The organism is Streptomyces sp. NPDC051322 (assembly GCF_040689485.1).
Lineage (GTDB): Bacteria > Actinomycetota > Actinomycetes > Streptomycetales > Streptomycetaceae > Streptomyces.
The window spans coordinates 256,749-280,699 of sequence record NZ_JBFBAK010000005.1 but is presented as its reverse complement, the minus strand read 5'-3'; the positions used below and the strand labels follow the sequence as shown (position 1 = coordinate 280,699).

At 71.5% G+C, this 23,951-nt stretch carries 19 protein-coding genes and 1 tRNA gene; 9 read left to right on the top strand and 11 right to left on the bottom strand.

Annotation, left to right across the window (positions count from 1 at the left end; genetic code table 11):
- Positions 1-124: 124 nt before the first annotated feature.
- From AB0436_RS14650 to AB0436_RS14625, 6 genes are all read right to left on the bottom strand, one after another.
- On the bottom strand, positions 125-1,456 hold the full coding sequence (locus tag AB0436_RS14650) for an extracellular solute-binding protein (protein WP_366468196.1): 1,332 nt from the start codon (positions 1,454-1,456) through the stop codon (positions 125-127).
- A gap of 1,045 nt (positions 1,457-2,501) precedes the next feature.
- Positions 2,502-3,947 carry a cellulose binding domain-containing protein gene (locus tag AB0436_RS14645; RefSeq protein WP_366468195.1) on the bottom strand — a complete coding sequence of 482 codons (1,446 nt, stop codon included), beginning with the start codon at positions 3,945-3,947 and terminating at the stop codon, positions 2,502-2,504.
- A gap of 158 nt (positions 3,948-4,105) precedes the next feature.
- Positions 4,106-5,500 carry a HAMP domain-containing sensor histidine kinase gene (locus tag AB0436_RS14640; protein WP_366468322.1) on the bottom strand — a complete coding sequence of 465 codons (1,395 nt, stop codon included), beginning with the start codon at positions 5,498-5,500 and terminating at the stop codon, positions 4,106-4,108.
- A 78-nt stretch (positions 5,501-5,578) separates the two neighbouring features.
- Positions 5,579-6,268: a response regulator transcription factor gene (locus AB0436_RS14635; protein ID WP_365850506.1), complete on the bottom strand. Its 690-nt coding sequence runs from the start codon at positions 6,266-6,268 to the stop codon at positions 5,579-5,581.
- A gap of 851 nt (positions 6,269-7,119) precedes the next feature.
- The gene (locus AB0436_RS14630; protein WP_366468194.1) at positions 7,120-7,983 is read right to left on the bottom strand and encodes a fused MFS/spermidine synthase; all 864 of its coding nucleotides are present in this window, start codon (positions 7,981-7,983) and stop codon (positions 7,120-7,122) included.
- A 46-nt stretch (positions 7,984-8,029) separates the two neighbouring features.
- Entirely contained in the window at positions 8,030-8,470 is a 441-nt protein-coding gene (locus AB0436_RS14625; RefSeq protein ID WP_366468193.1) for a hypothetical protein, read from the bottom strand.
- 216 nt (positions 8,471-8,686) lie between these two features.
- Here AB0436_RS14625 and AB0436_RS14620 point away from each other — a divergent pair, with 216 nt between their 5' ends.
- A complete protein-coding gene (locus AB0436_RS14620) occupies positions 8,687-10,036 on the top strand; it encodes a tetratricopeptide repeat protein (protein WP_366468192.1) in 1,350 nt (449 codons plus the stop codon).
- Positions 10,037-10,102: 66 nt separating this feature from the next.
- Here the strand turns inward: AB0436_RS14620 and AB0436_RS14615 are convergent, their stop codons facing one another.
- Complete coding sequence (locus AB0436_RS14615) at positions 10,103-10,699, bottom strand: histidine phosphatase family protein (protein WP_366468191.1); 597 nt, start codon at positions 10,697-10,699, stop codon at positions 10,103-10,105.
- Positions 10,700-10,885: 186 nt separating this feature from the next.
- Between AB0436_RS14615 and AB0436_RS14610 the strand changes: the two genes are divergently transcribed.
- From AB0436_RS14610 to AB0436_RS14580, 7 genes are all read left to right on the top strand, one after another.
- Positions 10,886-11,785: a phosphatase PAP2 family protein gene (locus AB0436_RS14610; RefSeq protein WP_366468190.1), complete on the top strand. Its 900-nt coding sequence runs from the start codon at positions 10,886-10,888 to the stop codon at positions 11,783-11,785.
- Positions 11,694-12,842 (top strand): hypothetical protein, encoded by a 1,149-nt coding sequence (locus AB0436_RS14605; RefSeq protein ID WP_366468189.1) that lies wholly within the window; start codon positions 11,694-11,696, stop codon positions 12,840-12,842. Before AB0436_RS14610 ends, AB0436_RS14605 begins: the two co-directional genes overlap by 92 nt.
- 343 nt (positions 12,843-13,185) lie before the next feature.
- Entirely contained in the window at positions 13,186-14,811 is a 1,626-nt protein-coding gene (locus AB0436_RS14600) for a hypothetical protein (protein ID WP_366468188.1), read from the top strand.
- Complete coding sequence (locus AB0436_RS14595) at positions 14,808-16,145, top strand: AAA family ATPase (RefSeq protein WP_366468187.1); 1,338 nt, start codon at positions 14,808-14,810, stop codon at positions 16,143-16,145. The genes AB0436_RS14600 and AB0436_RS14595 overlap by 4 nt, the downstream gene beginning before the upstream one ends.
- A 95-nt stretch (positions 16,146-16,240) precedes the next feature.
- Positions 16,241-16,582: a hypothetical protein gene (locus AB0436_RS14590; protein ID WP_366468186.1), complete on the top strand. Its 342-nt coding sequence runs from the start codon at positions 16,241-16,243 to the stop codon at positions 16,580-16,582.
- 163 nt (positions 16,583-16,745) lie between these two features.
- Positions 16,746-17,447, top strand: coding sequence for a bifunctional DNA primase/polymerase (locus AB0436_RS14585; RefSeq protein WP_366468185.1), 702 nt, complete (start codon positions 16,746-16,748; stop codon positions 17,445-17,447).
- Positions 17,438-17,511 (top strand) — tRNA-Lys (locus tag AB0436_RS14580). Before AB0436_RS14585 ends, AB0436_RS14580 begins: the two co-directional genes overlap by 10 nt.
- A 47-nt stretch (positions 17,512-17,558) precedes the next feature.
- On the opposite strand, the gene AB0436_RS14575 is transcribed toward AB0436_RS14580, so the two are convergent.
- Entirely contained in the window at positions 17,559-18,809 is a 1,251-nt protein-coding gene (locus AB0436_RS14575) for a M6 family metalloprotease domain-containing protein (protein WP_366468184.1), read from the bottom strand.
- Positions 18,810-19,156: 347 nt separating this feature from the next.
- Between AB0436_RS14575 and AB0436_RS14570 the strand changes: the two genes are divergently transcribed.
- On the top strand, positions 19,157-21,040 hold the full coding sequence (locus tag AB0436_RS14570; RefSeq protein WP_366468183.1) for an EAL domain-containing protein: 1,884 nt from the start codon (positions 19,157-19,159) through the stop codon (positions 21,038-21,040).
- 6 nt (positions 21,041-21,046) lie between these two features.
- On the opposite strand, the gene AB0436_RS14565 is transcribed toward AB0436_RS14570, so the two are convergent.
- The 3 genes from AB0436_RS14565 to AB0436_RS14555 form a co-directional block, all read right to left on the bottom strand.
- Positions 21,047-22,123: an LLM class flavin-dependent oxidoreductase gene (locus tag AB0436_RS14565; RefSeq protein WP_366468182.1), complete on the bottom strand. Its 1,077-nt coding sequence runs from the start codon at positions 22,121-22,123 to the stop codon at positions 21,047-21,049.
- A gap of 143 nt (positions 22,124-22,266) precedes the next feature.
- On the bottom strand, positions 22,267-22,986 hold the full coding sequence (locus tag AB0436_RS14560; RefSeq protein WP_366468181.1) for a decarboxylase: 720 nt from the start codon (positions 22,984-22,986) through the stop codon (positions 22,267-22,269).
- The gene (locus AB0436_RS14555; RefSeq protein WP_366468180.1) at positions 22,983-23,804 is read right to left on the bottom strand and encodes a decarboxylase; all 822 of its coding nucleotides are present in this window, start codon (positions 23,802-23,804) and stop codon (positions 22,983-22,985) included. The genes AB0436_RS14560 and AB0436_RS14555 overlap by 4 nt, the downstream gene beginning before the upstream one ends.
- Between the last annotated feature and the right edge of the window lie 147 nt (positions 23,805-23,951).

Genomic DNA, 23,951 nt, shown 5'->3' with positions numbered 1-23,951 from the left:
CCCGGGTGGCGGTGTCGGAACGCTGGTCCATGTGCGATACCCGCGCCGGGGGCGTCCGGCCTGATCGGCGGAACGCCCCCGGCGTCGGTGCGGGCTGCCGGGTGGCCGCCCGCACCGGTGATGATCAGCCGACGACCTTGCCGATCGCCGTCAGCGCGTCGTTCCACGCCTTGTCGGAACTGGTGTGCCGCTTCTCCATGTTGTTGATCTGCAGGGAGAACGCGTCCTTGATGGCGCCGTCCTTCGGGCCGAGCACCGCAGCCGGGATGGTGCTGGCTTCCTGGGCGTAGATCTGCCCGATCGGCGCGTTGTTGAAGTAGGGAAGCTTGGCGTTCTTCACGTCGGGCAGGGAGTACGCGCCCTTGTTGGACGGGAAGACACCGATCGCCTTGAACACCGCAGCCTGCTGCGCCGGCGCGGTCAGCCACTTGACGAGTGCGCTGGCCTCGGCCACGTGCTTGCCGCTCTTCGGAATGCCCAGGAACGAACCGCCCCAGTTGGCCGAGGTCGAGCCGGGGGCCGTGGCGATGTCCCACTTGCCCTTGTTCTTCGGACCGGCGTCGGCAGAGATCTGACCGGCCATCCACGCGGGGCAGACGACGGTGGCGACGGTGCCCTTGCGCAGTGCGGGGACCCAGCTGCCCGGGTCGAACTGCTTGAGCCCCTGGGAGAGCCCCTTGGTGGCCACCTGGTTCGCGAGGTCCCAGCCGTCCTTGACGCTCTGGCTGGTCTGGTAGATCGGCTTGCCGCTGGAGTCGTAGTACTGCTGCGCGTTGGAGCTCACCACGGCGTTGAACATGGCACTCGCCGAGTCCATGAAGTAGGTGCCGGCGGGCGCGTGCTTCTTGTACTCCTCACCCAGCGCGAGGTAGTCGCTCCAGCCCCCCTGGACCTTCTGGGTCACCTTGTCACGGTCGGTCGGCAGGCCGGCCTTCTGGAAGAGATCCCGGTTGTAGCAGAGCGACATCGGGCCGATGTCGGTACCCGCGCCGACCACCTGGCCGCCGGACGTGGTGGCCTGCTTCTCCTTCCACGGCACCCAGTCGTCGACGTTGATCACCTTGCTGAGGTCGACGAACTTGTCCGCCTTGGTGTCGACGATCTCCTTGATCCGTCCGACCTCGATGCCCTGCACATCGGCCAGGCCGCTGTTCGAGTTCAGCTGCTGCAGGAACTTGGTGTAGTAGTTCGGCTCCTGGGCGGTGGTGTTCTCCTTGACCGTGATGTTCGGGTGCAGCTTGTGGTACTGCGCGAACAGCCCGGCTTCCTTGTAGCCGAACTGCCCGTAGTCGGCGACAGTCAGCGTGATCGGCCCGTTGGCGTCGGACTTGCTGGAGCCCGATGAATCCGAGTCGCTGCTGCAGCCGGCCAGCAGCAGCGCTGTGGCCGTGAGGCCCGTGGTGGCTATGACCGCGGCTCTGCGGCTTCGGCCGCCGACGATGCGGGTGATACGCATTCCACTACTCCTTGTTCCAGGGTGGGACTGGCGTGATGACTGCCGTTTCTGGGCCGCCGTACTCACTGCTGTGCTGACCGCTGTGCTGAGTGCTGTGCTGACATGTGCGGCAATCGCGCTGGTGAGTGCGGGTGCCAGATGGTGCAAGGGGGGAGGCACGGGCCGTGCCGTCCGCACGGATTTCTCCGTGCGATGTGGGAGCGCTCCCATGCGCCGATGCCGGAAGGTTGCTTCCTCGGAGGGGTGGGTGTCAAGAGTTGAAGACGCTTCTGTTGCGCGAGCGTGTCCTGGAAGTCATCCGAACGTGTCCGTCCGCCGTCTTGCGCGGGCTGCGCGCGACCGGCCGTACACCCCACCCGACCAGCAACATCACCGCTCGGAGCAGGTTTTGACAGCTTAGCGGAATCCCATATTCCGTAAAGGGTCACGATCCGGGTCACGGTCGCGCCCTCCCCGCACCGCCCGCCGGAAGGTGAACGGGATACGCGGTCCGAGGCCGCCCCTGAGCGCTCGCGCCGTTTTTGCCCGAATCCAGGGCCGCGGGGGTGGAGTGCGGGGATGCGGAGTGGGGCCGGCTGCGGAGGGTGGAGCCAGCGCGGGACGGGGGCTCCGGGGGGCCCGGTGCGGGACGGGGGCTCCGGGGGCGGGCCCGGTGCGGGGCGGGGGCGGGCGTGGGGCCCTGCGCCCCGGGCTACGGGCGCGGGACCCGCGCTGGGCCACCGGGTGGCGCCCAGCGGCTGCCGCCGCCCCCGGGGCCGGGCCGGGCGCGGGCACGGACCGGGACACGGGCTGGGGGCGCGCATCTGCCGCCCGTACGGCAGCCCCGGTCAGATGACGCTCACACTCTCAATCACCACGTGATGGTCCGAGTACGCCGAGTCGGCCACTACACACCAGCGCCGAGGCTCTGTGCTGAAGATGTAGTCAATTGTGGCTTCACTATTGTCGTATGTCGGCGGTAGTGCAGCACATACGCGCGCCCCGACCGGGTGGGGGGTGAGCCGGTCGGGGCGTGTCTGTGAGGGGCGCGGGGTGAGGGGGAAGGTCAGTTGTTGGCGGCGAAGGCCTTGGTGAAGGCGAGGGGGGCCTGGTCGATGGAGGAGCAGCTCGCGTCGGCGGAGTTCTTCGGGCCGCCGGGGCAGGCCTTGTCGCGGGTGCCGGACCACATGGACAGCCGGCCGAGGCCCTTCGACTTGGCGAAGTCCGCGATTTGGGTGGCGTCGTCGACCTTGAAGGTCTCGGTGTTGACGTCGTTGACGCCGATCATCGGGGTGACCGCGACGGCCTTCCAGGCGTCCGCGTCGGAGAGTCCGAGCACGCTCTTGATCTGGGCCTGGGTCGCGGTGGCCGCCTGGGTGGCGTAGTCGCCCATGTCGCCGCTGTAGGACGCGCCGTAGTCCATCGCCATGACGTTGACCGCGGAGATCTTGACGCCGTTCTTCTTGGCGTTGGACACCAGGTCGACGCCGGGCTGGGTCAGGCCCTCGGGCATGACCGGCAGGGTGTAGGAGACGTCCAGGCCGGGGTGGGACTTCTGGAGTTGGGCGATCGCCTGGGCGCGGCGGGTGTTGGAGGCGGTGTCCGGGAGAGCGCTGCCTTCGATGTCGAAGTCGACCTTGGTGATTTTGTAGGTGTCGATGACCTTGCCGTACGCGGCGGCCAGTTCGTCGGCCGACTTGCAGGCGATGCCGAGTTCGGTGCCGGAAGCGCCACCGAAGGAGACCCGGACGTCGCCGCCCTTCGCTCGCAGGGCGCCGATCTGGGAGGCGACCTTGTCGTCGCCGAGTGCCGTCACGCCGCCCCACAGCGGGGCGCAGCTGCCGCCGGAGGTGATGAAGGCGAGGTTGAACTCCTTGACCCCCGTCTTGTCGACGGTGTCCAGCAGGTCGTAGGCGGGGTAGAGGGAGGTGTCGATGTAGGGGGCGAAGCCGGCGCCGGTGGTGGTGCCGGTGCCGGTGCTGCCGGTGGGGGTCGGGGAGGAGGACGCCGGGGGCGGCGTCGGCTGCGGGGACTCGGTGGGGCGGCCGCTCGGTTCGGGGGTTCCGCCGGTGTCCACGGAGCACTTGGCGCCGTCAATGACGCAACCGGTCGGGTCGCCCGCCGTGCCGGTCGCCGTGGTGACGAAGCCGATGGTGACCGACTTGCCCGCGGCGATTCCGGCCTTGTCCCAGCTCGCGGGCTTCACGGTGACGTGCTGGCCGTCGACGGTGGACGAGGCGTTCCAGAGCGAGCTGAGCTTGGTGCCCGCGGGCAGGTCGAACTCCAGGGTCCAGTCCGTCAGCGTCTTGTCCGCGTCGTTGGTGACGACGTACTCACCGGTGTAACCGCCGTTCCAGTCGGCGGTCTTGGTGTACGCGGCGCCGACGGAGGCGGCCTGCGCGGTGCCGGTCAGTGCGAACGCCCCGCCCCCGGCGACGGCTGCGGCGATGACCGCGACCATGACCTTCGTTTTGCCGCTGATCCTGCGCCGGTGCGTCGTCGTCGTACTCATCGGGTGCCTGCCTCTGGGTTACGGAAGTGGGGGTGTGGCAGCACGCTAGCGACTCGGAAACGGACAAAAGGCCAGTTCAGGACTGTAGTTGGAGTTCTTAGGGCGGGCTTAAGGAAGCCAAAGGGAGGGGTTAAAGGTGCAGACCGCGTCACGCGAGCTCAAGCGTGGGTCGTGCGGCGGGGCGTGGCCCGCCGGCGGCCCCGGAGCCGGTGGCCGCGCCCCGTTGCCGTACGGCCGCCGTCCAGCGCGATCCAGACCCGGACCTCCGTGCCGCCGAGGACCGAACGCCCGATCCGCAGGTCGCCGCCGGTCGACTCGGCGACCCGGCGCACGATGTCCAGGCCGAGACCGGTCGAGCCCGCGCGGTCCCCGCTGTTGCCCCGGGTCAGGGCGGCCGCCGGGTCGGCGATGCCGCCGCCGGCGTCGGAGACCAGCACGATGACGGCGTCCTCGGCGTTGTGTACGTCGACGGCGAAGGGGGTGCCCTCGGGGGTGTGCCGGAAGACGTTGCCGAGCAGGGCGTCAAGTGCGGCGGTGAGTTCGGCCCGCGCCACCGGGATGTGTACCGGCCGGTCGACGCCCGCGAGTCGTACCTTTCGGCCCTCGTCCTCGGCCAGCGCGGACCAGAAGGCCATGCGTTCATGGATCACTGCGGAGACGTCGCAGCCGGTTCCGCTGCTCTGCCCGCCCTGGGTCTGTGGGCGCTGCTCGCGTGCGGTGCGGATGATGGTGTCGACCTCGCGCTCCAGTTTCTCGACCGCGGCCCGGGTCTGTTCGGCGGCCGGGCTGTCCCCGAGGGATGCGGCGTTGAGCCGGAGCACGGTGAGCGGGGTGCGCAGCCGGTGGGACAGGTCGGCCGCCAGCTCCCGCTCGTTGTCGAGCAGTTGGATGACCTGGTCGGCCATGGAGTTGAACGCGACGGCTGCCGAGCGCAGTTCGGTGGGCCCCTCCTCGGGGACCCGGACCGACAGCCTGCCCTCGCCGAGCTCGTGTGCGGCGCGGGCCAGCCGTTGCGCGGGGCGCACCATCCGTACGCCGAGACGGTCGGCGACCGCCACCGAGCCGACGATCAGTGCGACGGCCACTCCGGCGAGGACCAGCCAGGCGGTGCCCACCCCGTTGGTCACCTCGTTCTCCGGGACGTACACCTCGACCACCGCGATCTTGCCGGTGGACAGCGCGGTGGGCTGGAGCAGTGCGGAGCCGCCGGGCACCTTGGTGATCACCGCCTGGCGGCGGGCGGACTCGATGTCCTTGCCGCTCGCCCGTTGTTTCCCGATCTCGATCGGCCGGCTGCCCGGCTCGTCGGCGGCGGGCACGTGCAGCGCCATCCGGTCGGCGGCGCCGGCCGGGGTGGAGGCGACGGCCTTCTCCAGCGGGAGGCGTTCGGTGGTGATGGAGAGGGTCGGGCCGATGGCCGCGGCGTTCCTCTCGGCGTCGGAGAATGCGCGGTCGCCGGCCATCTCCTTGATGACCAGGCCCAGGGGGACGGCGAAGGCCACCACGACCATCGCCGTGACGGCCAGCGACACCTTGACCAGTGCCCATCTCACGGTCCGCCTCATGTGGTCAGTCTCACGGGAGTCGGCCTCACGGGGTCGGCCTCTGGGTCGGCCTCGCCGCACGCCGGCTCATCGGGGCGGTTCCAGCTTCACGCCGACGCCTCTGAGGGTGTGCAGGTAGCGGGGCTTGGCTGCGGTCTCCCCCAGTTTCCGGCGCAGCCAGGAGAGGTGGACGTCGATGGTCTGGTCGTCGCCGTAGGACTGCTGCCAGACCTCGGCCAGCAGTTCCTTGCGCGCCACGACGACGCCGGGACGTCCGGCGAGGAAGGTCAGCAGGTCGAACTCGCGCCGCGTCAGGTCGAGTTCCACGCCGTCCAGTTCCGCCTGCCTGCGCAGCGGGTCGACCGAGAGGCCGCCGACCTTGATCAGCCGGGAGGGGGGTGCGGCGCCCGACCGGGCGCGCGACCGGCGCAGGACGGCCGCCATCCGGGCGGACAGGTGCTCCACCGAGAAGGGCTTGGTCAGATAGTCGTCGGCGCCGTCGTTGAGCAGCCGGATGATCTCCGTCTCGTCGTCCCGGGCGGTGGCGATGATCACCGGGACGTCGGTGATGCCGCGCAGCATCTTCAGGGCCTCCGCCCCGTCGAGGTCGGGCAGGCCGAGGTCGAGGATGACCAGGTCGAATTCGAAATGGGCCACCTCACGCAGCGCCTCCAGGGCCGTGCCGACGCTCCGTACGGTGTGGGAGGCCTCGGTCAGGTGCCGGATGAGGGCGGAGCGTACGAACTGGTCGTCCTCGACCACGAGCACACTTGCCATGGGCGGCACCGTACGCCATTCGGGGGGCGCCGGGGGATCCCTCTGCGCGGAGCGACACGGGTGGTGCGCGTGGTGCGGGTCATGCACTATGGCGCGATGGTACGGCGACTGGCTCAGGCCCTGGCGTGGTCGCTCGCCACCGGTGCGGCGGTCACGCTCACCTGGTGGGGGGTGCATTCGGTGATGGCGGGGACCGCCTATGATCCGCCGCGGGCTCTGCCGGTGGCGGGGAGTCCTGAGCTGCTGTCCTCTTCGACGCAGCGGCCCGAGACGGGCGGGGCGGCGTCCTCGACGCCGCCGGTTTCGGGCCCGGCGCGCTCGCCCGGCCGCTCCGTCGAGCCGTCCCGGGTCGCGCCGTCGCCGTCGCCGTCCGCGTCGGCCGGGGCTCCGTCGGCTTCCTCGTCCGCTTCGTCCGGGGACGTGCGGAGCTACACGCTGTCGGGGGGCCGGGTCGTCTTCGACCTCGGTACGTCGTCGGCGTCGTTGGTTTCGGCGGTGCCGGGTGACGGGTGGGAGATACGGGTCTGGAAGACGGCGGAGTGGATTCGGGTGACGTTTACCCGGGGGGCTCGGGCGGGGTCTGTGTTCTGTACGTGGAATGGGCATGCGCCGATGGTGCAGGTCGATGACCATTGAGGGGCGTGCGGTGGGGGCCGGCTTTTTCCCCTCCCCGCCCGTTCCCGCTGTGACACTGTGCGGCTCCGCCGCGCGAAAGGCTCCGCCCCGGGCCCCGCTCCTCGAACTCCCCCAGCCACCTCCCCCGGACTCCGTCCGGGGGGACCCCCACGGAGGGGCCCCAGGAGGGGCCGGATCCTGCAAAGTGATGGTGCGCCCTGTTCGGGCGTCGCCCCCTACCCGAACACGCCCCCCGGTGGCCCCGGGGAAGCCACCGCGTTCGTGTCCGTTACCGGTGTTGCTCCGCCGGTGAATTCCACCAGCCGTTGTCCGGACTCCACTCGGCCCGCGTAGCCGTCGCCCGCGACTCGGCGGGTCAGTTCGGCTATCGGGAGCGGCGTGGATGCTGCGATCAGTACCGCGTTGCCGAAGCGGCGTCCTCGGAGCACCGTCGGCTCGACGGCCAGGGCCAGTTCGGGGAAGACGGCGGCGGCGGTGGCTATCTGGCCGCGTAGGTGGGTGAGGGGTGGGCCGTCGGTGAGGTTGGCGGCGTACCAGCCGGTGGGCTTGAGGGCGGTGCGGACCTCGGTGAGGAATTCCGTGCTGGTGAGATGGGCGGGTGTGCGGGCGCCCCGGAAGACGTCGGCGATGATCAGGTCTGCCCAGCCCTCGGGGATCTTGGCCAGGCCGGCCCGGGCGTCGGTGGAGCGGACGCGTATGCGGGCGTTGGGGTCCAGCGGGAGCTCGCGCCTGACGAGTTGGACCAGCGGGCCGTCCAACTCGACGATCTGCTGGGTGGAACGGGGGCGGGTCGCCGCGGCGTAACGGGCCAGGGTGAAGGCGCCGCCGCCGAGGTGGACGACGTGCAGGGGCTGCTTCGGTGGTGCGGCCAGGTCGATGACGTGGCCGAGCCTGCGCTGGTACTCGAAGTCCAGGTATCCGGGGTCGTCGAGGTCCACATGGGACTGCGGGGCGCCGTCGAGCAGCAGCGTCCAGCCGCGCGCCCGGTCCCGGTCGGGCCTCAGCTCGGCGACTCCGCCGTCCACCTGCTCGACGACGGCCTCGCGTGCCGCACGGCCCTGTCGCTTGTTCTTCGCCACGCTTCCAGTATCGCGGTACGGGATCGCGGTACTGGTCGGCGGCGGTTCAGCGGCGGTTGTCGGCCGCCTCGATGAGCCGGGCCGCCTCGCCCAGCGCCGCTCTGAGCATCGAGGGATCGGTGACCGGTGCGTCCTGCTCGGGGGGCAGCAGCCAGCCGGTGCCCTGGACCGGTGGTTCCTCGGGGATCCGCAGACCGCGCCCGTTGGTCCGGGTGCAGGCGCTGCCCGGCATGTCCCAGCCGTCGGCGGTTCCGGGCGGTACCAGGAAGCCGAGGGTGTCGCAGGCTCCGTCGTGCAGCACGGGACCCACGTCGGTGCGGGCAGCCCCCCTGCGCAGGATGTCCACTGCCTCAAGACCCTGCCGGGCCGGGACCGTCACCAGATCGCAGGGCTCGGGCCCTCCGTCCGGCGGTGTGCTGAACTCCTGGTTCGGCGTGTGCTGGGCGGTCGTACGCGAGCCGCTCATCTCGATGCCGGTCTCCAACAAGGCAACCCCTCCTCGTTCTCCACAAGGTTCAACGCCCGCCGGACGTCAAGGGCTACGGCATGGTCCCGCCGTAAAGGATGGCAGTTCATGGCAAATTGCGGGTGAGATATCCGTTTTGTAGCCATACGCCGTGTGACCGCCTCCCTACAGGCGGTACGTTTTTGCCCGCCGGAGCGGTCCGGGCCGGCAGCACGATCCGCCAGAGAGGGCGCCGCCATGGCGATGTCACGGGCAGTACGCAACCCCGCTTTCCGACAACTGCGCGGGCAGCGTTCTCCCGGCGAGTTCGCGGCAGCGGTCCGCCGGGCCGCTCGCGAGATCGGCGAGCACGTGGCGTGCGACGCGCGGTACATCGGACGGGTGGAGACCGGCGAGATCCGCTGTCCCAACTACGCGTACGAGCGGGTTTTCCTGCATATGTTCCCGGGCTCGACCCTCAGCGACCTGGGCTTCTCCGACCGGGAGGCAGTGCGCGGCAGAGGCGCGCACAGCACCCCCGCCGAACCACCGGACCATCCGTCCCACCCCCACAGCGGTAAGAACGACGAGGAGAGCGACGTGCTGCGTCGCGCATTCATGGCCGGCGGCTCCGCCGCGATGGCGGCCGTCTCGCTGGGCCTCGGCCCGGCACCCGTACCGTCCCCCCGGCGTGCCCCCCACCATGTCGGCGAGGCGGAAGTCAGTGCCGTCGAGGCGGCCGTGCGACAGATCCGGCTGCTCGACGACCGGCACGGCGCCGATGGCCTCTACCAGCGGGCGGCCCAGCCGCTGGAGGCCGCTTACGCGCTGCTCGACGCGGACACGGCCCGCCGTTCGGCGGCCGACCGGCTGCACGCGGGCGCCGGTGAACTGGCGATCTCGGTGGGCTGGCTGGCGCACGACTCGGGCCGCTTCGACGACGCCCGCTCGCATTACGCGGAGGCCCTGGCTACCGCACGGGTCGCCGGTGATCCGGCGCTGGAGGCGCACGCCTTCTGCAATACGGCGTTCCTGGCCCGGGATGCCGGACGGCCGCGCGAGGCGGTGCGGGCCGCGCAGGCCGGGGAGCGGGCGGCGAAGCATCTGTCGTCGCCGCGACTGCTCGCCCTGCTGACGCTGCGCGAGGCGGGCGGCTGGGCAGGGCTCGGCGACCGCACGGGGTGCGCGCAGGCCCTCGGGCGGGCCAAAGCGCTGTTCGCCCGCGGCTCTTCGGACGCCGACCCGGAGTGGATGACCTTCTTCGTCGAGGCGGAGCTGGAGATGCTGGAGGCGCAGTGCTGGTCGGCGCTGGGCGACTGGCCGCGTGCCGCACGGCACGCACAGCGTGCGGCGGCGTTGCAGGACAGCCGTTTCGCCCGCAATCTGGCGCTCTACCGCGCCCAGTTGGCCGACGACCTGGTCAGGGCGGGCGCCCCCGACCGGGCGGCGGCCGTCGGGCAGCAGGTGCTCGACCTGCTGGATCAGGACCAGGTCCAGTCGTCACGTATCCAGGCGATGCTGGCGGGCACAGCACGTCGGCTGCTGCCGCAGCGCAGGGCCGCCGGCGTGCCGGACTTCCTGGAACGGCACGCGTCAGCGCTCTGCTGAGTCACGTGGATCCGGCGAGGCCGCGTCCCGTGGGTCGTGTGCGGTGCGGTGCGGTGCGGCCGGTGGTCAGCCTTCCAGGTGGCCGGTGTCGTTCCAGCGCTCGACGGCCGGGGCGTCGTATGCCCAGCCGAGCAGGGAGAGCGAGGCGGGGGCGAGGCGGATCCGGGCGGCGAAGGTGAGGTCGTAGCCCAGCCAGCGGGCCGCGAGTGCCCGCAGGATGTGGCCGTGCGCGAAGATCAGCACCTCGCCGTTCCCGGCGCGGACCCGCTCGACCACCTGGTCCGCACGGGCGGTCAGGTCGGCGACCGACTCTCCGTCGGGGACGCCGTCGCGCCAGATGAACCAGCCGGGGCGGATCGCCTGGATCTCGGCCGGGGTCAGCCCCTCGTAGGCCCCGTAGTCCCACTCCAGAAGCCCGTCCCACTCCTCGGCGCGGTCGGCGAAACCGGCCAGCGCACAGGTCTCGCTCGCCCGCAGCAGCGGACTGGTGAGCACGGCCGTGTCCGGCAGTCCGTCCCAGGGGGCGCGGTGCAGCCGCTCGCCGAGGAGTTTCGCGTCCCGGCGCCCCTGGTCGAGCAACGGAATGTCCGTCCTGCCGGTGTGTTTCCCGGACAGCGACCATGCGGTCTGTCCATGCCGGGCCAGCAGCATGCGGGGTGCCATGACGTTCTCTTCCTGTGGTGCGGTGATGCCTGACCCATCATCGCGTACGGGGTCACCGAGCAACCCGGCGGACCTTTCCGGCGTCACTACCTACCGATGGGGGCGACTGAATCCGTGCTCGCCCACGCCCTATGGTTGGACGCCGGGTGACTGGCCCTGTTTGAACACAAGATGGAGAGCGTTCGGATGCCGTACACCGCGACCCGTGACCGGCCCCGCTGGTGGACAGAGCTCCTCGTGATCGCTGTCGTCTACACCGCCTACTCGTCGGGCCGGCTGCTGGCACGCGGGAACACCGAGAGCGCGATCGACCACGGGCTGTCGATCCTGCACCTGGAGAAAACCCTCCATTTCAACCTGGAACGCCCGCTGAACCGGCTGTTCACCGACACGCCTGCGCTCGGCATCCCGGCCGACTTCGCCTATGCGTCCCTGCACTACCTGGTCACCCCGGCGATCCTCATCTGGCTGTTCCGCCGACGCCCGGTGCAGTACCGCCTCGCACGGACCTGGCTGCTGATCTCCACCATGCTCGGTCTGATCGGCTTCACCCTGCTGCCGACCTGTCCGCCCCGGCTGCTGGCCCCCGCCGAGGGCTTCGTCGACACGATGGCCCAGTACAGCTCGTACGGCTGGTGGGGCGACGATGCCAGCGCGCCGCGCGGACTCGGCGGTATGACGAACCAGTTCGCCGCGATGCCCAGCCTGCATGTCGGGTGGGCACTGTGGTGCGGTGTGATGCTGTGGCGCTACGGCCGCACCCCGCTGACCCGGATCCTGGCCGTGCTCTACCCGCTGACCATCACCTTCGTGGTGATCGGTACGGCGAACCACTATCTGCTCGACGCGGTCGCGGGCGCCGCGGTGATGGGTGTCGGGCTGGTGCTCGCCGGGCGCGCCCTGCGGCTCACCGACCGGGTACGCGAGCGGTTCGCTTCCGGCGATCCCGGGGCGCGGTCCCCGATTGTCAGTGGCGGATGGAAGACTTCCACGGGTGAGCACTTCCCCGGACAGCGGATCTCCTCCGCCCCCTCCCCCGGCACCGCCGACCCGGCCGGCGACGGCGCTCCGTCAGCGGCTCGCTGAGCTGCGCGGCCCGGCCGTCGCACCGCAGCCGCTGGATGCCCGGGCGTTGGCGGCGCTGGCGGCCAACCCCGGATGCGAGCGCCGAGCGCTGCTCGACGGCGCCGGTGTCAACAAGGCGGTGCTGGCCGAGGCGCTGGGCTCGCCCTCCGGTTTCGGCCAGTCGCAGTTCGCTTTCATGCGGGGCAACGCGTTCGAGGCGCGGGTCAAGGCGGACGGCGGAGCCGAGCTGATGCGGCTGTTCGCGGAGCGGATGGGCACGGCGGAAGCGGTGGACGTCCAGGTCCCCGACCTGACGGCGGCGGGGCCCGAAGGCCGCGCCGCGCGCACGGCGCTGGCGCTGCGGGAAGCCACCGGGGCCGCGGGGTGGTCGTTGTTCGACCATCCGATGCTGGCCCTGGAGGTGGCCGGGACCCCTGCCTATCTGGAGCCGGATGCGCTGGTCGTGGACCCGGCCGGGCGCTGGACGGTCATCGAGATCAAGTCCTTCCCGATGATCGACGCATCGGCGGACGCGGCGAAGGTCGGCGCCGCCGCCCGGCAGTCCGCGGTGTACGTGCTGGCGCTGCAGCGGATGGCCGAACACCTTCCCGGGGCGTCGGTGGCCGACCGCGCCCTGCTGGTCTGCCCGAAGGACTTCTCCAATCTGCCGACCGCGGCAGCCGTCGACGTACGCAAACAGCTTTCGGTGACGCGCCGCCAGTTGGCCCGGCTCACCCGCGTCGAGGACATCGCGGCCGGCCTCCCCGAGGGCACCACCTTCGACCCCGCGCTGCCCGCCGCCGAGCTGACCGCCGCGGTCGAGTCGGTGGACGCCGCGTACGCGCCCGAGTGCCTGGCCGCCTGCGAACTGGCCTTCCACTGCCGGGACCGGGCCCGCCGCGCGGGCGCGGTCACCGCCCTGGGCCGCGGCGTCCGGGGCGAGCTGGGCGGCTTCACCACGGTCGCCGCGGTGCTGGCGGCGGCCCGCGGTGAGGGCGACCCTTCGGATCCGACGGTGGCGGCGTTGCGTCGGGCTGCGGCGCTGCGGGTGGAGGGACTGGGGGGTGCGGTGTGCTGACGCCGCGCGGGACTGTTTCCGGGGCTCCGCCCCGGACCCCGCTCCTCAATCTCCCCCAGCTACCTCCCCCAGACTCCGTCCGGGGGGACCCCCACGGAGGGGCCCCCAGGAGGGGCTTGATTTTGGCCGGCGTGGATCGAGTGTGGCGGCATCGTGGGTTGCATGAACTGCACGAGCTGCACGAATTGCAGGCGCTACCGGGGCCGCACGATCAAACTGACGCCGGCAAAATCGAGCCCGTCCTGGGGGCACCTCCCAGTAGCTGGGGGAGCTTGAGGACGACCGGGGTCCGGGGGCTTGCCCCCGGCTCGGGTGCTCGGCGCCCCGACCGGAGGGGATCCGCATGTCACTGATCGGCACGCTCGCCCGGCTGGAAGCCACCGCCGACGGCCACGCGCATCCCACCGCCACGGTCCGCCACCGTCACCTCTCCGACCGCCCCCTGGTCCTCGTCCCGCTCACCACCGCGGGCGAGGCCGGCGCGCCGCTCGGCGCGCTGGTGGGGACCGACCGCGGGGACCCGCGGCTGTTGGTGGTGGCGCAGCCGCGCGACCGGGATCTGCGGTTCGCGTTCCTGGCCGAACTGGCGGAGGCCGTGCTGCCGTACATCGACGGGTACGCCGAGGACGTCGAGACCGCCGAGCGCTCCGAGGCCGACCCGGAGACCGGCAAGAGGACCAAGGTCGAGGTCGAGCTGTGCGCGGACGCGCCGCAGCTGATCGTGCCGAGCCGGGCCGGTATCGACTTCGTACGGCTGCTGGGGCGCTCGATGCGCTTTCGGCGTGCGGCCGAGGAGGACCCGGAGACGCCGTACCCGGCGCCACCACGGGTTCCTCTGCTGGGCCGCTGGCTCTCCCACTTCGGGGAGCGGGCCCGGGTACCGGGCTCCTCGCTGCTGCTGTCCGCCACCGATCTGCTGAACCGTCACTGGGCCACCGGGCAGAGCAGCCTGGAGGACCAGCATCTGGGCGCGCTGCTCGCCTGGATCGACCCACCGGGCCGAGCGGGCGGGCCCGGCGCGTCGGGCGCGGAGGCGGCGCTCCGGGCCGAGCTGGCACGGGACCCTTCGGGGCAGCTGGTGTGTCCGCCCGCCGGGCCGTCCACCGACCCGGCGTTCGACAACAAGCTGCTGGCCCCGGCGATCGAGCGCTACGACCTGGCGAGGACCGCGCTGGCCACCGCCGAGGACGGTCCGGCCGCCGACGCGCGGCTGGCCGAGCTGACGGCGGCGGAGCAGCGGATCCGCACCCTGCTCGAGGGGGTGCTGCGGCCCACCTGGGACGCCGTGTGGCAGGGGCTCGAGCTGCTGCGGGCGCTGCCCGAGGGGGAGCGGGTCGCCGATCGCTGGACCCGTGATCGCTGGTCGTTCACCGGCCACCGGGACCGGGTCGGCGCCGGGGAGCCTCCGCAGCCGCGCCGTGACGACGCCGTGACCGCGGCGCAGAAGCTGGCCGCCCGGGAGGCCGCGCAGACCCAGCTCGACGCGCAGGAGGCGCTCGACGATCCGCTGGTGATGGCCGGCCGACGGCTCACCGGCGAGGCGTTCGCCGGTGAGGTGACCGAGGTGGTGATGGCCTGGAGCGAGTCGAAACGCCCCAGCCCCCGTCCGCTCGTCACCCTCCGCACGAACGACACCCCGCATCTGGGCGAGCGGGCCAAGGTGCACCGCGCCCTGCCCGGCAGCCCGCCGAAGACCCAGACCGCGGAATTCGTACGGTACGAGGAGCCCGGCACGCTGGTGCTGCGTTTGGTCAACGGCATGGGCCGCTCCAAGGAACCGGCGCCGGGAACCGTGCCGGACAAGGGCGATCGGTTGTGCTGGACGCTTTTCGAGCACAGTTCGCGCGGCGGCCCCGAGTTGCCGGCGCGGGAGGAGACCCCGTGGACCCACGGCGGCCCGCCCCTCGCCGGGGAGCCGGCTGATGCCGCCACCGCTCCCGACCCCGTGACCCCGGAGGATCTGCTGTGAAGTCCGATCCTCTCGACGCCGGCGCCGAGGCGGCCCGGGCCACACAGGCCATCCTCGACGACACGCTGCACGGTGCCGCCCGCGGCGTGGTCGTCGACTCGCCGCCCGGGGCGGGCAAGTCGACCCTGGTGGTGCGCGCCGCCCGCGAGCTGGCCGCGGCGGGGCGTCCGCTGATGGTGATCGCACAGACCAATGCCCAGGTCGACGACCTGGTGCTGCGGCTCGCCGAGAAGGAGCCGGACCTGCCGGTGGGCCGGTTGCACAGCAGCGAGCCCGATCCGTACGACAAGGCGCTCGACGACCTGGCGAATGTGCGCACGTCGGCCAAGGCGGCCGATCTCGGCGGCCTGGACGTGGTGATCTCGACGGCCGCGAAGTGGGCACATGTGAAGGGCGTCGAGCCGTGGCGCCATGCGATCGTCGACGAGGCGTACCAGATGCGTTCGGACGCGCTGCTCGCGGTGGCCGGGCTTTTCGAGCGTGCGCTGTTCGTGGGCGACCCCGGACAGTTGGACCCGTTCAGTGTGGTCGGCGCCGACCAGTGGGCGGGGCTGACCCACGACCCGTCGGCCAGCGCCGTCTCCACCCTCCTCGCGCACAACCCGGACCTGCCGCAGCACCGGCTGCCGGTCTCCTGGCGGCTGCCCGCTTCGGCGGCTCCGCTCGTCTCGGACGCGTTCTACCCGTACACGCCCTTCCGCAGCGGTACGGACCACGGTGACCGGCGGCTGGCCTTCGCCGTGCCGTCCGACGGCTCGGGCCCCGACCGGGTGCTCGACGAAGCGGCCGAGGCGGGTTGGGGCCTGCTGGAGCTGCCCGCGAGGCACACACCGCGTACGGATCCGGAGGCGGTACGGGCGGTCGCCCAGGTGGTCCGCCGGCTACTGGACCGTGGCGGGGCCGCGGTGAGCGAGCGGTCGCCCGATCCGGTCCCGTTGACGGCGGACCGCGTCGCGGTCGGCACGGCCCATCGCGACCAGGCGGCCGCGGTGCGTGCCGCGCTCGCCGAGTTGGGGGTTCCTGGCGTCGCCGTCGACACGGCGAACCGGCTGCAGGGCCGCGAGTTCGACGTGACGGTGATGCTCCACCCGCTGTCGGGCCGCCCCGACGCGACCGCGTTCCACCTGGAGACCGGCCGCCTCTGTGTCCTGGCCTCCCGGCACCGCCACGCCTGCATCGTGGTGTGCCGGGCAGGCGTGGCCGAACTGCTCGACGAACACCCGTCGACGGAACCGGTGCGGTTGGGCGTGACGGTGAAGTTCCCGGACGGGTGGGAGGCGATGATGTCCACCTGGGACCACTGGTCCGGACACCGGGTCGCCTGGCGGCCCTAGACCGGAGGCCCTCTTGCGCGAGGCGGGACAATGGACGGTGGTCCGAAAAGGCTGACCGGTACGACGGAGCAGCACGACAGCAGGAGGCACAGGTCATGGCGGAACCCGAACAGCGTGAGCGTAAGCTCCGCCCGGCGCCGTTGCTCTTCGAGCCGTCGGAGGCCTCCGCCGACCCCGAGCACTTCTTCGACCTGGAGTCGATCGACGACCCGGCCGCGCTGCTGGCCCGTTCCACCGAGCTGGCGCTCGCCTTCCGTGCCGCCGCCGACCGGGCGACCGAGTTCCAGGCGATCGCGGCCGCCCAGCTGGCCGATCCGCGCCGCTTCGACCGGCTCACCACGGCGGACATCGCCGAGCGCGCCCAGTGGGCGGAGGACTACGCCAAGAAGATGGTGGAGTTCGGCCGGGACCTGCTGCGCAACGCCAACGGCGGTTAGCAACAGCGGTCAGGAACGTCGGCGGAGCGAAGCGCGCCGACCGGCACCGCGCGCAACCGACTGGCATATGCCGCCGCGCAAGATACGCCTTCCCGCCCCTCCCCGTCCCGGTTTCACCCAACCCGCCGGAACGGAACCGTCACGGCGGGTACATATGGACGTCATGAACGCATGGCAGCGACATGACGACAGCACCGGGATCTCCACGGGCCATGGGAGCTGCCCGGGCCGTGGGCCCGGCGGGCGGTCCTCCGCGGAGTTCGGCCACCTGCCACACGCGTTGCAAGATCTGCCCGGCACCGGTGAGCAGGCCGCCGCCCAGGTGACCGCTGCCGGCGCGGACTGGCTGGCGTCGGCTGCCGCGTATCCGCGCAGTGCGCTCTCGGTGTGGCAGTCCCGCCCCGGCGCCCCCGTCGTGCTGCCCTGCGGCTCCGTCTTCGACGTGGTGAACGTGGAGTCGGTCTTCGGTCGCCGGCTGCTGGACGCGCTGTGGTCCGAGGGCCCCGGCTCCGGCCCGGTGGCCGCTCATCGGGGCCGGATGTTGCTCTTCACCGCGCCCGGCACAGCGCACCGTCTGCCGTCTCTGCTCGACTGGGAGGAGTGGGGCGACGCGGTGCCGCCGCTGCTCTGTCACGGCACCGGCGACGCGGTGACCGTACCGTCGCTGACCAGCCCCTTTCCCCGTTCGAGCATGCGCTGGCTGGTGGCTCCCGACACCCGGCACCCTTGGCTCCCCGGGCCCGAGGTGGTGCTCTGGGCCTGTGTGCGGGCGGCCCGCTCGGCCTGCTCGCCGTCGGTCCGCTTATCGATTTTTCCCCGCGCCGATCAGGGTGCTAAGGTCTACGACGTCAGCAGGCGCCGCTAGCTCAGTTGGTTAGAGCAGCTGACTCTTAATCAGCGGGTCCGGGGTTCGAGTCCCTGGCGGCGCACCGACAGACGAGGCCCCTCGCGCGAGCGAGGGGCCTCGTTCGTTCGCTCAGACCACCGGTGTGACCTGCACCGTCCAGGCCCCGGACGGCGTGCGGTCGGTGACCTGCACCCGGGTGTCCCCGTCCGGCACCGTGAAGGTCTCGCCGACCTGCAGCGGCGCGTTGGCCAGCTCCGGATAGACGGACTGCCCCAGGCACGCCGCGCTGTGCGGATGGGCGTCGATGACCTGGACCGGTCCGTCGCCGGAGGCCGTGCCGCCCTGGATCCGGTAGATCAGTACCCCTTCCGTGCAGGTGGCACGATCGTCTCCGGTGGCGGTGCGGGCCTCGATCGCCAGCACACTGTCCAGGCCGGTCCGTACGACGATCATCCGGGTGCCGGCGACCTCCGTACCGCCTGCCGGCATCTCCTCCAGCGGCTCGAGGGTGTACATCCGGGGCGCCGTGCCCTGGACGCAGGCGATCTGGCGGCGGTCGAGCCAGCCCAGCTTCCACTTGAGCCAGCCGAAGAAATCGGATGCCAGTCCGAACTGGCTGCCCATCACGTCCCAGTCGCCGACATAGGTGTCCCAGTCGCCCTTGCCGTCCGTCGGGCGGTGGTACAGATCCGGCATGTCGAAGATGTGCCCGGTCTCGTGCGCCAGCACGTTGCGGTCCGGCGGGTGCCGCTCGAAGCCGGTGACCACCCGCCGAATGTCCGTGCCGTCGGCGTGCAGCGGTGCGTCGAGGTTGACCACCTTGGTGGCGTCGGAGTTGACGCCGGGCGCGTCCGGGTCCGCCATCAGATAGACGATGTCGTACTTGCTGAAGTCCACCACGGGATCGGCGGCGGCCAGGGCGTCGTGCAGGTAGGCGCTGCGGCGGCCGGCGTTCCAGTCACGCTGTACGGCGTACGCGGTGGCGGGCCGCGGCATTTCGGTCCAGGTCGTCAGGGGATGCGGGTGCAGGGTGAATTTGCCGTACGAGGCGCGCCGGTAGAAGTCGGTGGTCGCGGGGAAGTAGTCGGCCGCCAGTTCCTTCGGGGTGGTGCGGGGGGTGGTGCCGGGGAAGGACAGGAAGATCATCACGGCGTTGAGGGTGCCGACCGGCCGCGGATAGGCGGTGTCCCAGGTGTCGAGCCCGAGCGAGTGGTGCACGTCGGTGCGCGGCAGTGCGCAGGGCCCCGCCGCGCCCTCGGCGGCGACGGCGGGCCCGGCGACCAGCGAGGTGGCGGCCAGCGCGGTGAACGAGGTGAGCACCGCGGCGACCCGGCGCAGACGTTGCCGGTCCACTCCCCCGGGTGTCTGCAGACGCTGCACGTCGACCTCCGGGTTCGGGATGCGGGGACACCCCACCCACCCTGTGACCATTTGTGCAGGTTTGCCCTGTCCAACTGCCCCACTCGGGTGACCGGCCGACACCCCGAAGCTTCACGGAAAGTCACAACCGGTCAGGCCGGAAGAACCCCGGACCATAGCCGCGCAGAAACGGTCACCCGGAGGTGCCGGAGCGGTCTCGGCCCTCGGCCGGCGCTGGAATGGTCATCCCTTGAACCTCTATGATCGGCACACTTTCCAGCGTTGATCGCGTCTCCGGCGTTCTTCCACCGTCCGGATCACGATCCGGACCTCACTTGTTCAAGCCGACTGCACTGCGGGAGCCAACCGTGAGCGGAACCCCCGAAGGACCGGGCTCGGTGCCCGCATCCATCCGGCCGCCGGTCACAGAGCGTCAGGAGGCTGTCCGAAGCGCAGCCGCCCACAGCACGGCCGCCCCCGGTGCACCCGCCCACAGCACGGCCGCCCCCGGTGCACCCGTCCACAGCGCGGCCGAACTGCGCGACTACCGGGCCGCGTTCAACACCGCCCGGCTCGGGATGGCGGTCGTCGATCGGGAGGGCCTGGTCGTCGCGGCCAATGCCGCCCTCGCCGGGCTGCTCGGCGCCGAGCCGGCGGGGCTGGCCCGGCAGACCGCGGCCGATCTGGTGGATCTGGCCACGGACTCCCGCACCTGGCACGCCTACCGCGAAGTACTGGGCGGCCACCGTGCGGGCTTCCGCTGCACCCGCAGGCTCAAGCATCCCGACGGGCACTCGCTCTGGGCGGAGGTCAGCGTCACCCCCGTCCCCGACAGCCCGCAGGTGCTGCTCTCGGTCGCCGACGTCAGCGACCGGCGGGAGCTCCAGGCCAAGCTGCGCCATCTGCAGATGCACGATCCGGTGACCCGCCTGCCCAACCGCAGCCTCTTCTTCGAGCGGCTGTCCGCCGCGCTCGACCCGACGGCGTACGGACAGCCCGGTACCGGCCGGATCGGCCTCTGCTATCTGGACCTGGACGGTTTCAAGGCGGTCAACGACACGCTGGGCCACCGCTTCGGCGACCGGCTGCTCTCGGAGGTCGCCGCCCGGCTGACGCACTGCGCCGACCAGTCCGGATACGGGCGCAGCGGCGGCCACCTGGTGGCCAGACTCGGCGGCGACGAGTTCGCGCTGCTCGTCGAGGACTCCACCGGTACGGAACAACTCGCCGACCTGGCGGGTTCGGTGCTCGCGGCGCTGCAGAAGCCCTTCGAGCTGAGCGGCCACCGGCTGTCCGTGTCCGCCTCGATCGGCGTGGTGGAGCGGTTGGTGGCCGGCACCAGCGCCACCGGTCTGATGCAGGCAGCCGACACCACGCTGTACTGGGCGAAAGCGGACGGCAAAGGCCGCTGGACGCTCTTCGACCCCGAGCGCAACGCCCACCGGATGACCCGCCAGGCCCTCTCGTCGACCTTGCGTCCGGCCGTCGAGAGCGGGGAGTTCGTGCTGGAGTACCAGCCGCTGGTGGACATGGCGGGTGGGGCGCTCAAGGGGGTGGAGGCGCTGGTCCGCTGGGAGCATCCGCAGTTCGGCCGGCTGACGCCGAATCGGTTCATCACACTGGCCGAGGAGGACGGCTCGATCGTCCAGCTCGGCGGCTGGGTGCTGCGGACCGCGTGCCGGCAGGCCAGACAGTGGCAGCTCGACCACCCGGACGAGCCGCCGCTGTTCGTGAGCGTCAATGTGGCGGTGCGGCAGGTGTGGGACTCGGACCTGGTGGGCGAGGTGGCCGGGATCCTCGCCGAGACCGGCCTCGCACCGGATCTGCTCCAGCTCGAACTGACCGAGTCCGCGCTGATGGGTTCCGCCGGCCGCCCGCTCCAGGCGCTGCAGGCGCTCAGCGACATGGGCGTACAGATCGCCATCGACGACTTCGGGACGGGCTACTCGAACCTCGCGTATCTCAGCCGGCTGCCGGTCTCCGTACTGAAACTGGACGGCTCCTTCGTCAGCGGTTTCCGGTACGAGGAGGGCACCCACCCCAACCCGGCCGACGAGGTGATCGTCGAGGCCCTGGTCCAGCTCGCGCACCGGCTCGGGCTCACGGTCACCGCGGAGTGCGTGGAGACCGCGGGGCAGGCGGCCCGGCTGCGCCGGATCGGCTGCGACACCGGGCAGGGCTACCTGTACTCACGGGCGGTCGCCCCGGAAGCCATCGGGGCGATGATCGGCGCCGTTCCCCAGCGGTCCTGACGGGCGTCAGACCGGCAGAACCTCCGGGCCGGGCAGCCCGTAGGCGTCCGCGATCAGCTCGTACGAACGCAGCCGCGCGTCGCCGCCGTGTGCGTTGGCGGTGATCATCAGCTCGTCCGCGCCGGTGCGCTTCTGCAGGTCGTCGAGACCGGAGCGGACCTCGTCCGCGGTGCCCATGATGATGTTGTTCAGCCAGCCGTCCACGAACTCCCGTTCCAGCGGGCTGAATTCGTAGGCCTCCGCCTCCTCGGGCGTCGGCACCAGACCCGGCCGCCCGGTGCGCAGCCGGACCATCGACAGCGCCCCCGTGAGCACCTGCCGACGGGCCTCCCGCTCCTCGTCGGCGGCCAGCGCCGCCACACCGATGAGCGCGTACGGGGCGTCCAGCACCGCCGACGGGCGGAAGGTCTCCCGGTACAGGTCGAGCGCCGGGATGGTGTTCTGCGCCGAGAAGTGATGCGCGAAGGCGAACGGCAGGCCGAGCGTCCCCGCCAGCCGTGCGCTGAACCCGGACGACCCGAGCAGCCAGATCGGCGGACGGCCGGCCGGTCCCTGGACCGGGCCGGGGACCGCGTGTATCCGGGCGTACGGATGGCCGTCCGGGAAGTCGTCGTCCAGGAACCGGGTCAACTCGGCGAGCTGCTGCGGGAATTCGTCGGCGCCCTCGCGAAGCCGTTCGCTGCGGCGCAGGGCCGCCGCGGTGGCTCCGTCCGTGCCGGGCGCCCGCCCCAGCCCCAGGTCGACCCGGCCCGGGGCCATCGCCTCCAGCGTGCCGAACTGTTCGGCGATCACCAGCGGAGCGTGGTTGGGCAGCATCACGCCGCCCGAACCGAGCCGGATGCGGTCGGTGTGGGCGGCGAGATGCGCCAGCAGCACGGCCGGCGACGAGGAGGCGACCCCCGGCATCGAGTGGTGCTCGGCCACCCAGTAGCGGTGGAACCCGCGCCGTTCCGCGAGCCGGGCGATGTCGACGCCGGTACGGATGGCCTGGGTTGCGGTCCGGCCCTTGCCCACGGTGACCAGGTCCAGGACGGAGAGGGGTACGGGGGCGGCGCCGGCCGCCTTGCCTTGGATCGGGTCCACCGGAAGTGCCTTCCTGCTGTTCGCCGGGTACGCCTGGCGCCAACGGGAGGGGATGTCCGGTTATTCCCCGGGCTACCGGACGGCTCCCCCCGGGGCCTGCCGGGACGGCTCACGTCCGGTGGCCCCGGGGCCCGCCGGACGGTTTACGCCGGCCGGGCGAACAGCTTGCCCATCCGCTCCCCCCAGACCCTCCGCTCGGCCAGCCGCAGCCCCTCCCACACGGATACCTGATTGGCCGTGAGGACCGGCTTTCCCAGCACCTGCTCCAGCTCCGCCAGGTACGCCGCCGTGTGCAGGGCGGTGTCCGGCAGCAGCAGGATCTCCGCCGAGGGATGGTCCCCGGCGAGCGCCAGCTCGAGGACCTCGTCGCGGCCCCAGGTGCCGACCTCCGCCGCGGTGATGATGCCGCTGCCCCGGGTGGCGGTCACCTCGGTGCCCGCCGACTTGAGGAAATCGGCGAAGTAGTCGGCCACGTCCTCGGGATAGGTCGCGGCGATCGCGACGCGGGTGGCCCCCAGGTGCTGGATGGCGTGCGCGAAGGCGAAGGACGTGCTGGAGGCGGGCATCCCGGCCGCCCGCGCCAGGTTCCTGATCTGTTCGTGGGCGCCGTCCCAGCCGTATACGAAGCTGCCGCTGGTACACGCCCAGACCACCGCCTCGGCGCCGGTGAGCCGCAGCTCTTCGACGCCCGCGGCAAGACGGTCGTCTCCGCCCATGGTGAGCAGCGCGTCGACCCGGTGGGCGTCCTCACCGATGTCGGTGTGCACCACGGGCAGTCTGATGTCGGAGGCGAGCAGCTGCTCGATGCGCTCGTAGTCGTCCTCCGCGGAGTGCCCCGGGTAGAGGAACCCAACCGCTGTCATGTCCAGCCTCCCTGTTCGTCGGGCGGATCATCTGCCACCGCGGCGGCGGGCTCGGGAAGCGGCGGCGGCTCCGGTGCGGCGGGCGCCGAGTCGATCAGCAGCCGCTGGTACGGGCCGACAGCCTGGGCGCCGATGTGCCGCAGCGCCGCCCACATCGTGACCTGGTTCGCCGAGAGCACCGGCATCCGCAGCTCCGCTTCGAGCTGCGGGATCACGTCGTACGTCGGGAGGTTGGTGCAGCTGATGAACAGCGCATCCGCCTCGCCGACCACTGCCTGTCGCGCCATGTCCACCACATCGCGGTACGGGACTTTCCAGATGTGCCTGGTGAGGCCCAGAAAGGCCCGCCCAGTGACAGTTGTCCCGGCTTCCGCGAGGTATTCCTCCAGCGAGGACGTCACAGATTCAGTGTAGGGCGTGACCAGGGCGATCCGCCGGACGCCGAGCTCCTCGAGAGCGGTGAGCAGGGCGCCCGACGTGGTGAGCGAGGGAACCTCGCCGGCCCTGGTCATGGCCTCGCACATGGCACGTTCACCGGCCAGACCGCCGACGAAACTACCGCTGGTACAGGCGTACGCGACGACCTGCGGCGCGACCGCGCAGAGTGCGCGGACCCCCTCGCGGAGCGTCTCGTGTTCGCTGACCAGCCGGGCGAGGTCGAGCGAGACCTCGACCGGTACAAAAGGGGTGCGGGTGAGATGGAGCGACACGTCGTCCGGGACCCAACGCCAGAGCTCTCTGTCGAGAGCGAAGTCAAAAGGGGCTACCACGCCCACACCGCGCTGTGGCTGTGGCCCGCCGAGAAAGGAGACGTCCATCAGGACCCCCCGAGTGACATGCGCAAATGCATCATGCGCGAGGCGGCTGGTGCTTCTTCTGTAGACGGTAGGGGCCGGGAGCGAGCCCGGTCAATCAGTACATGTCAGACGTTGCAATCCGATTACTCGGCCGACATGGCGACGCTT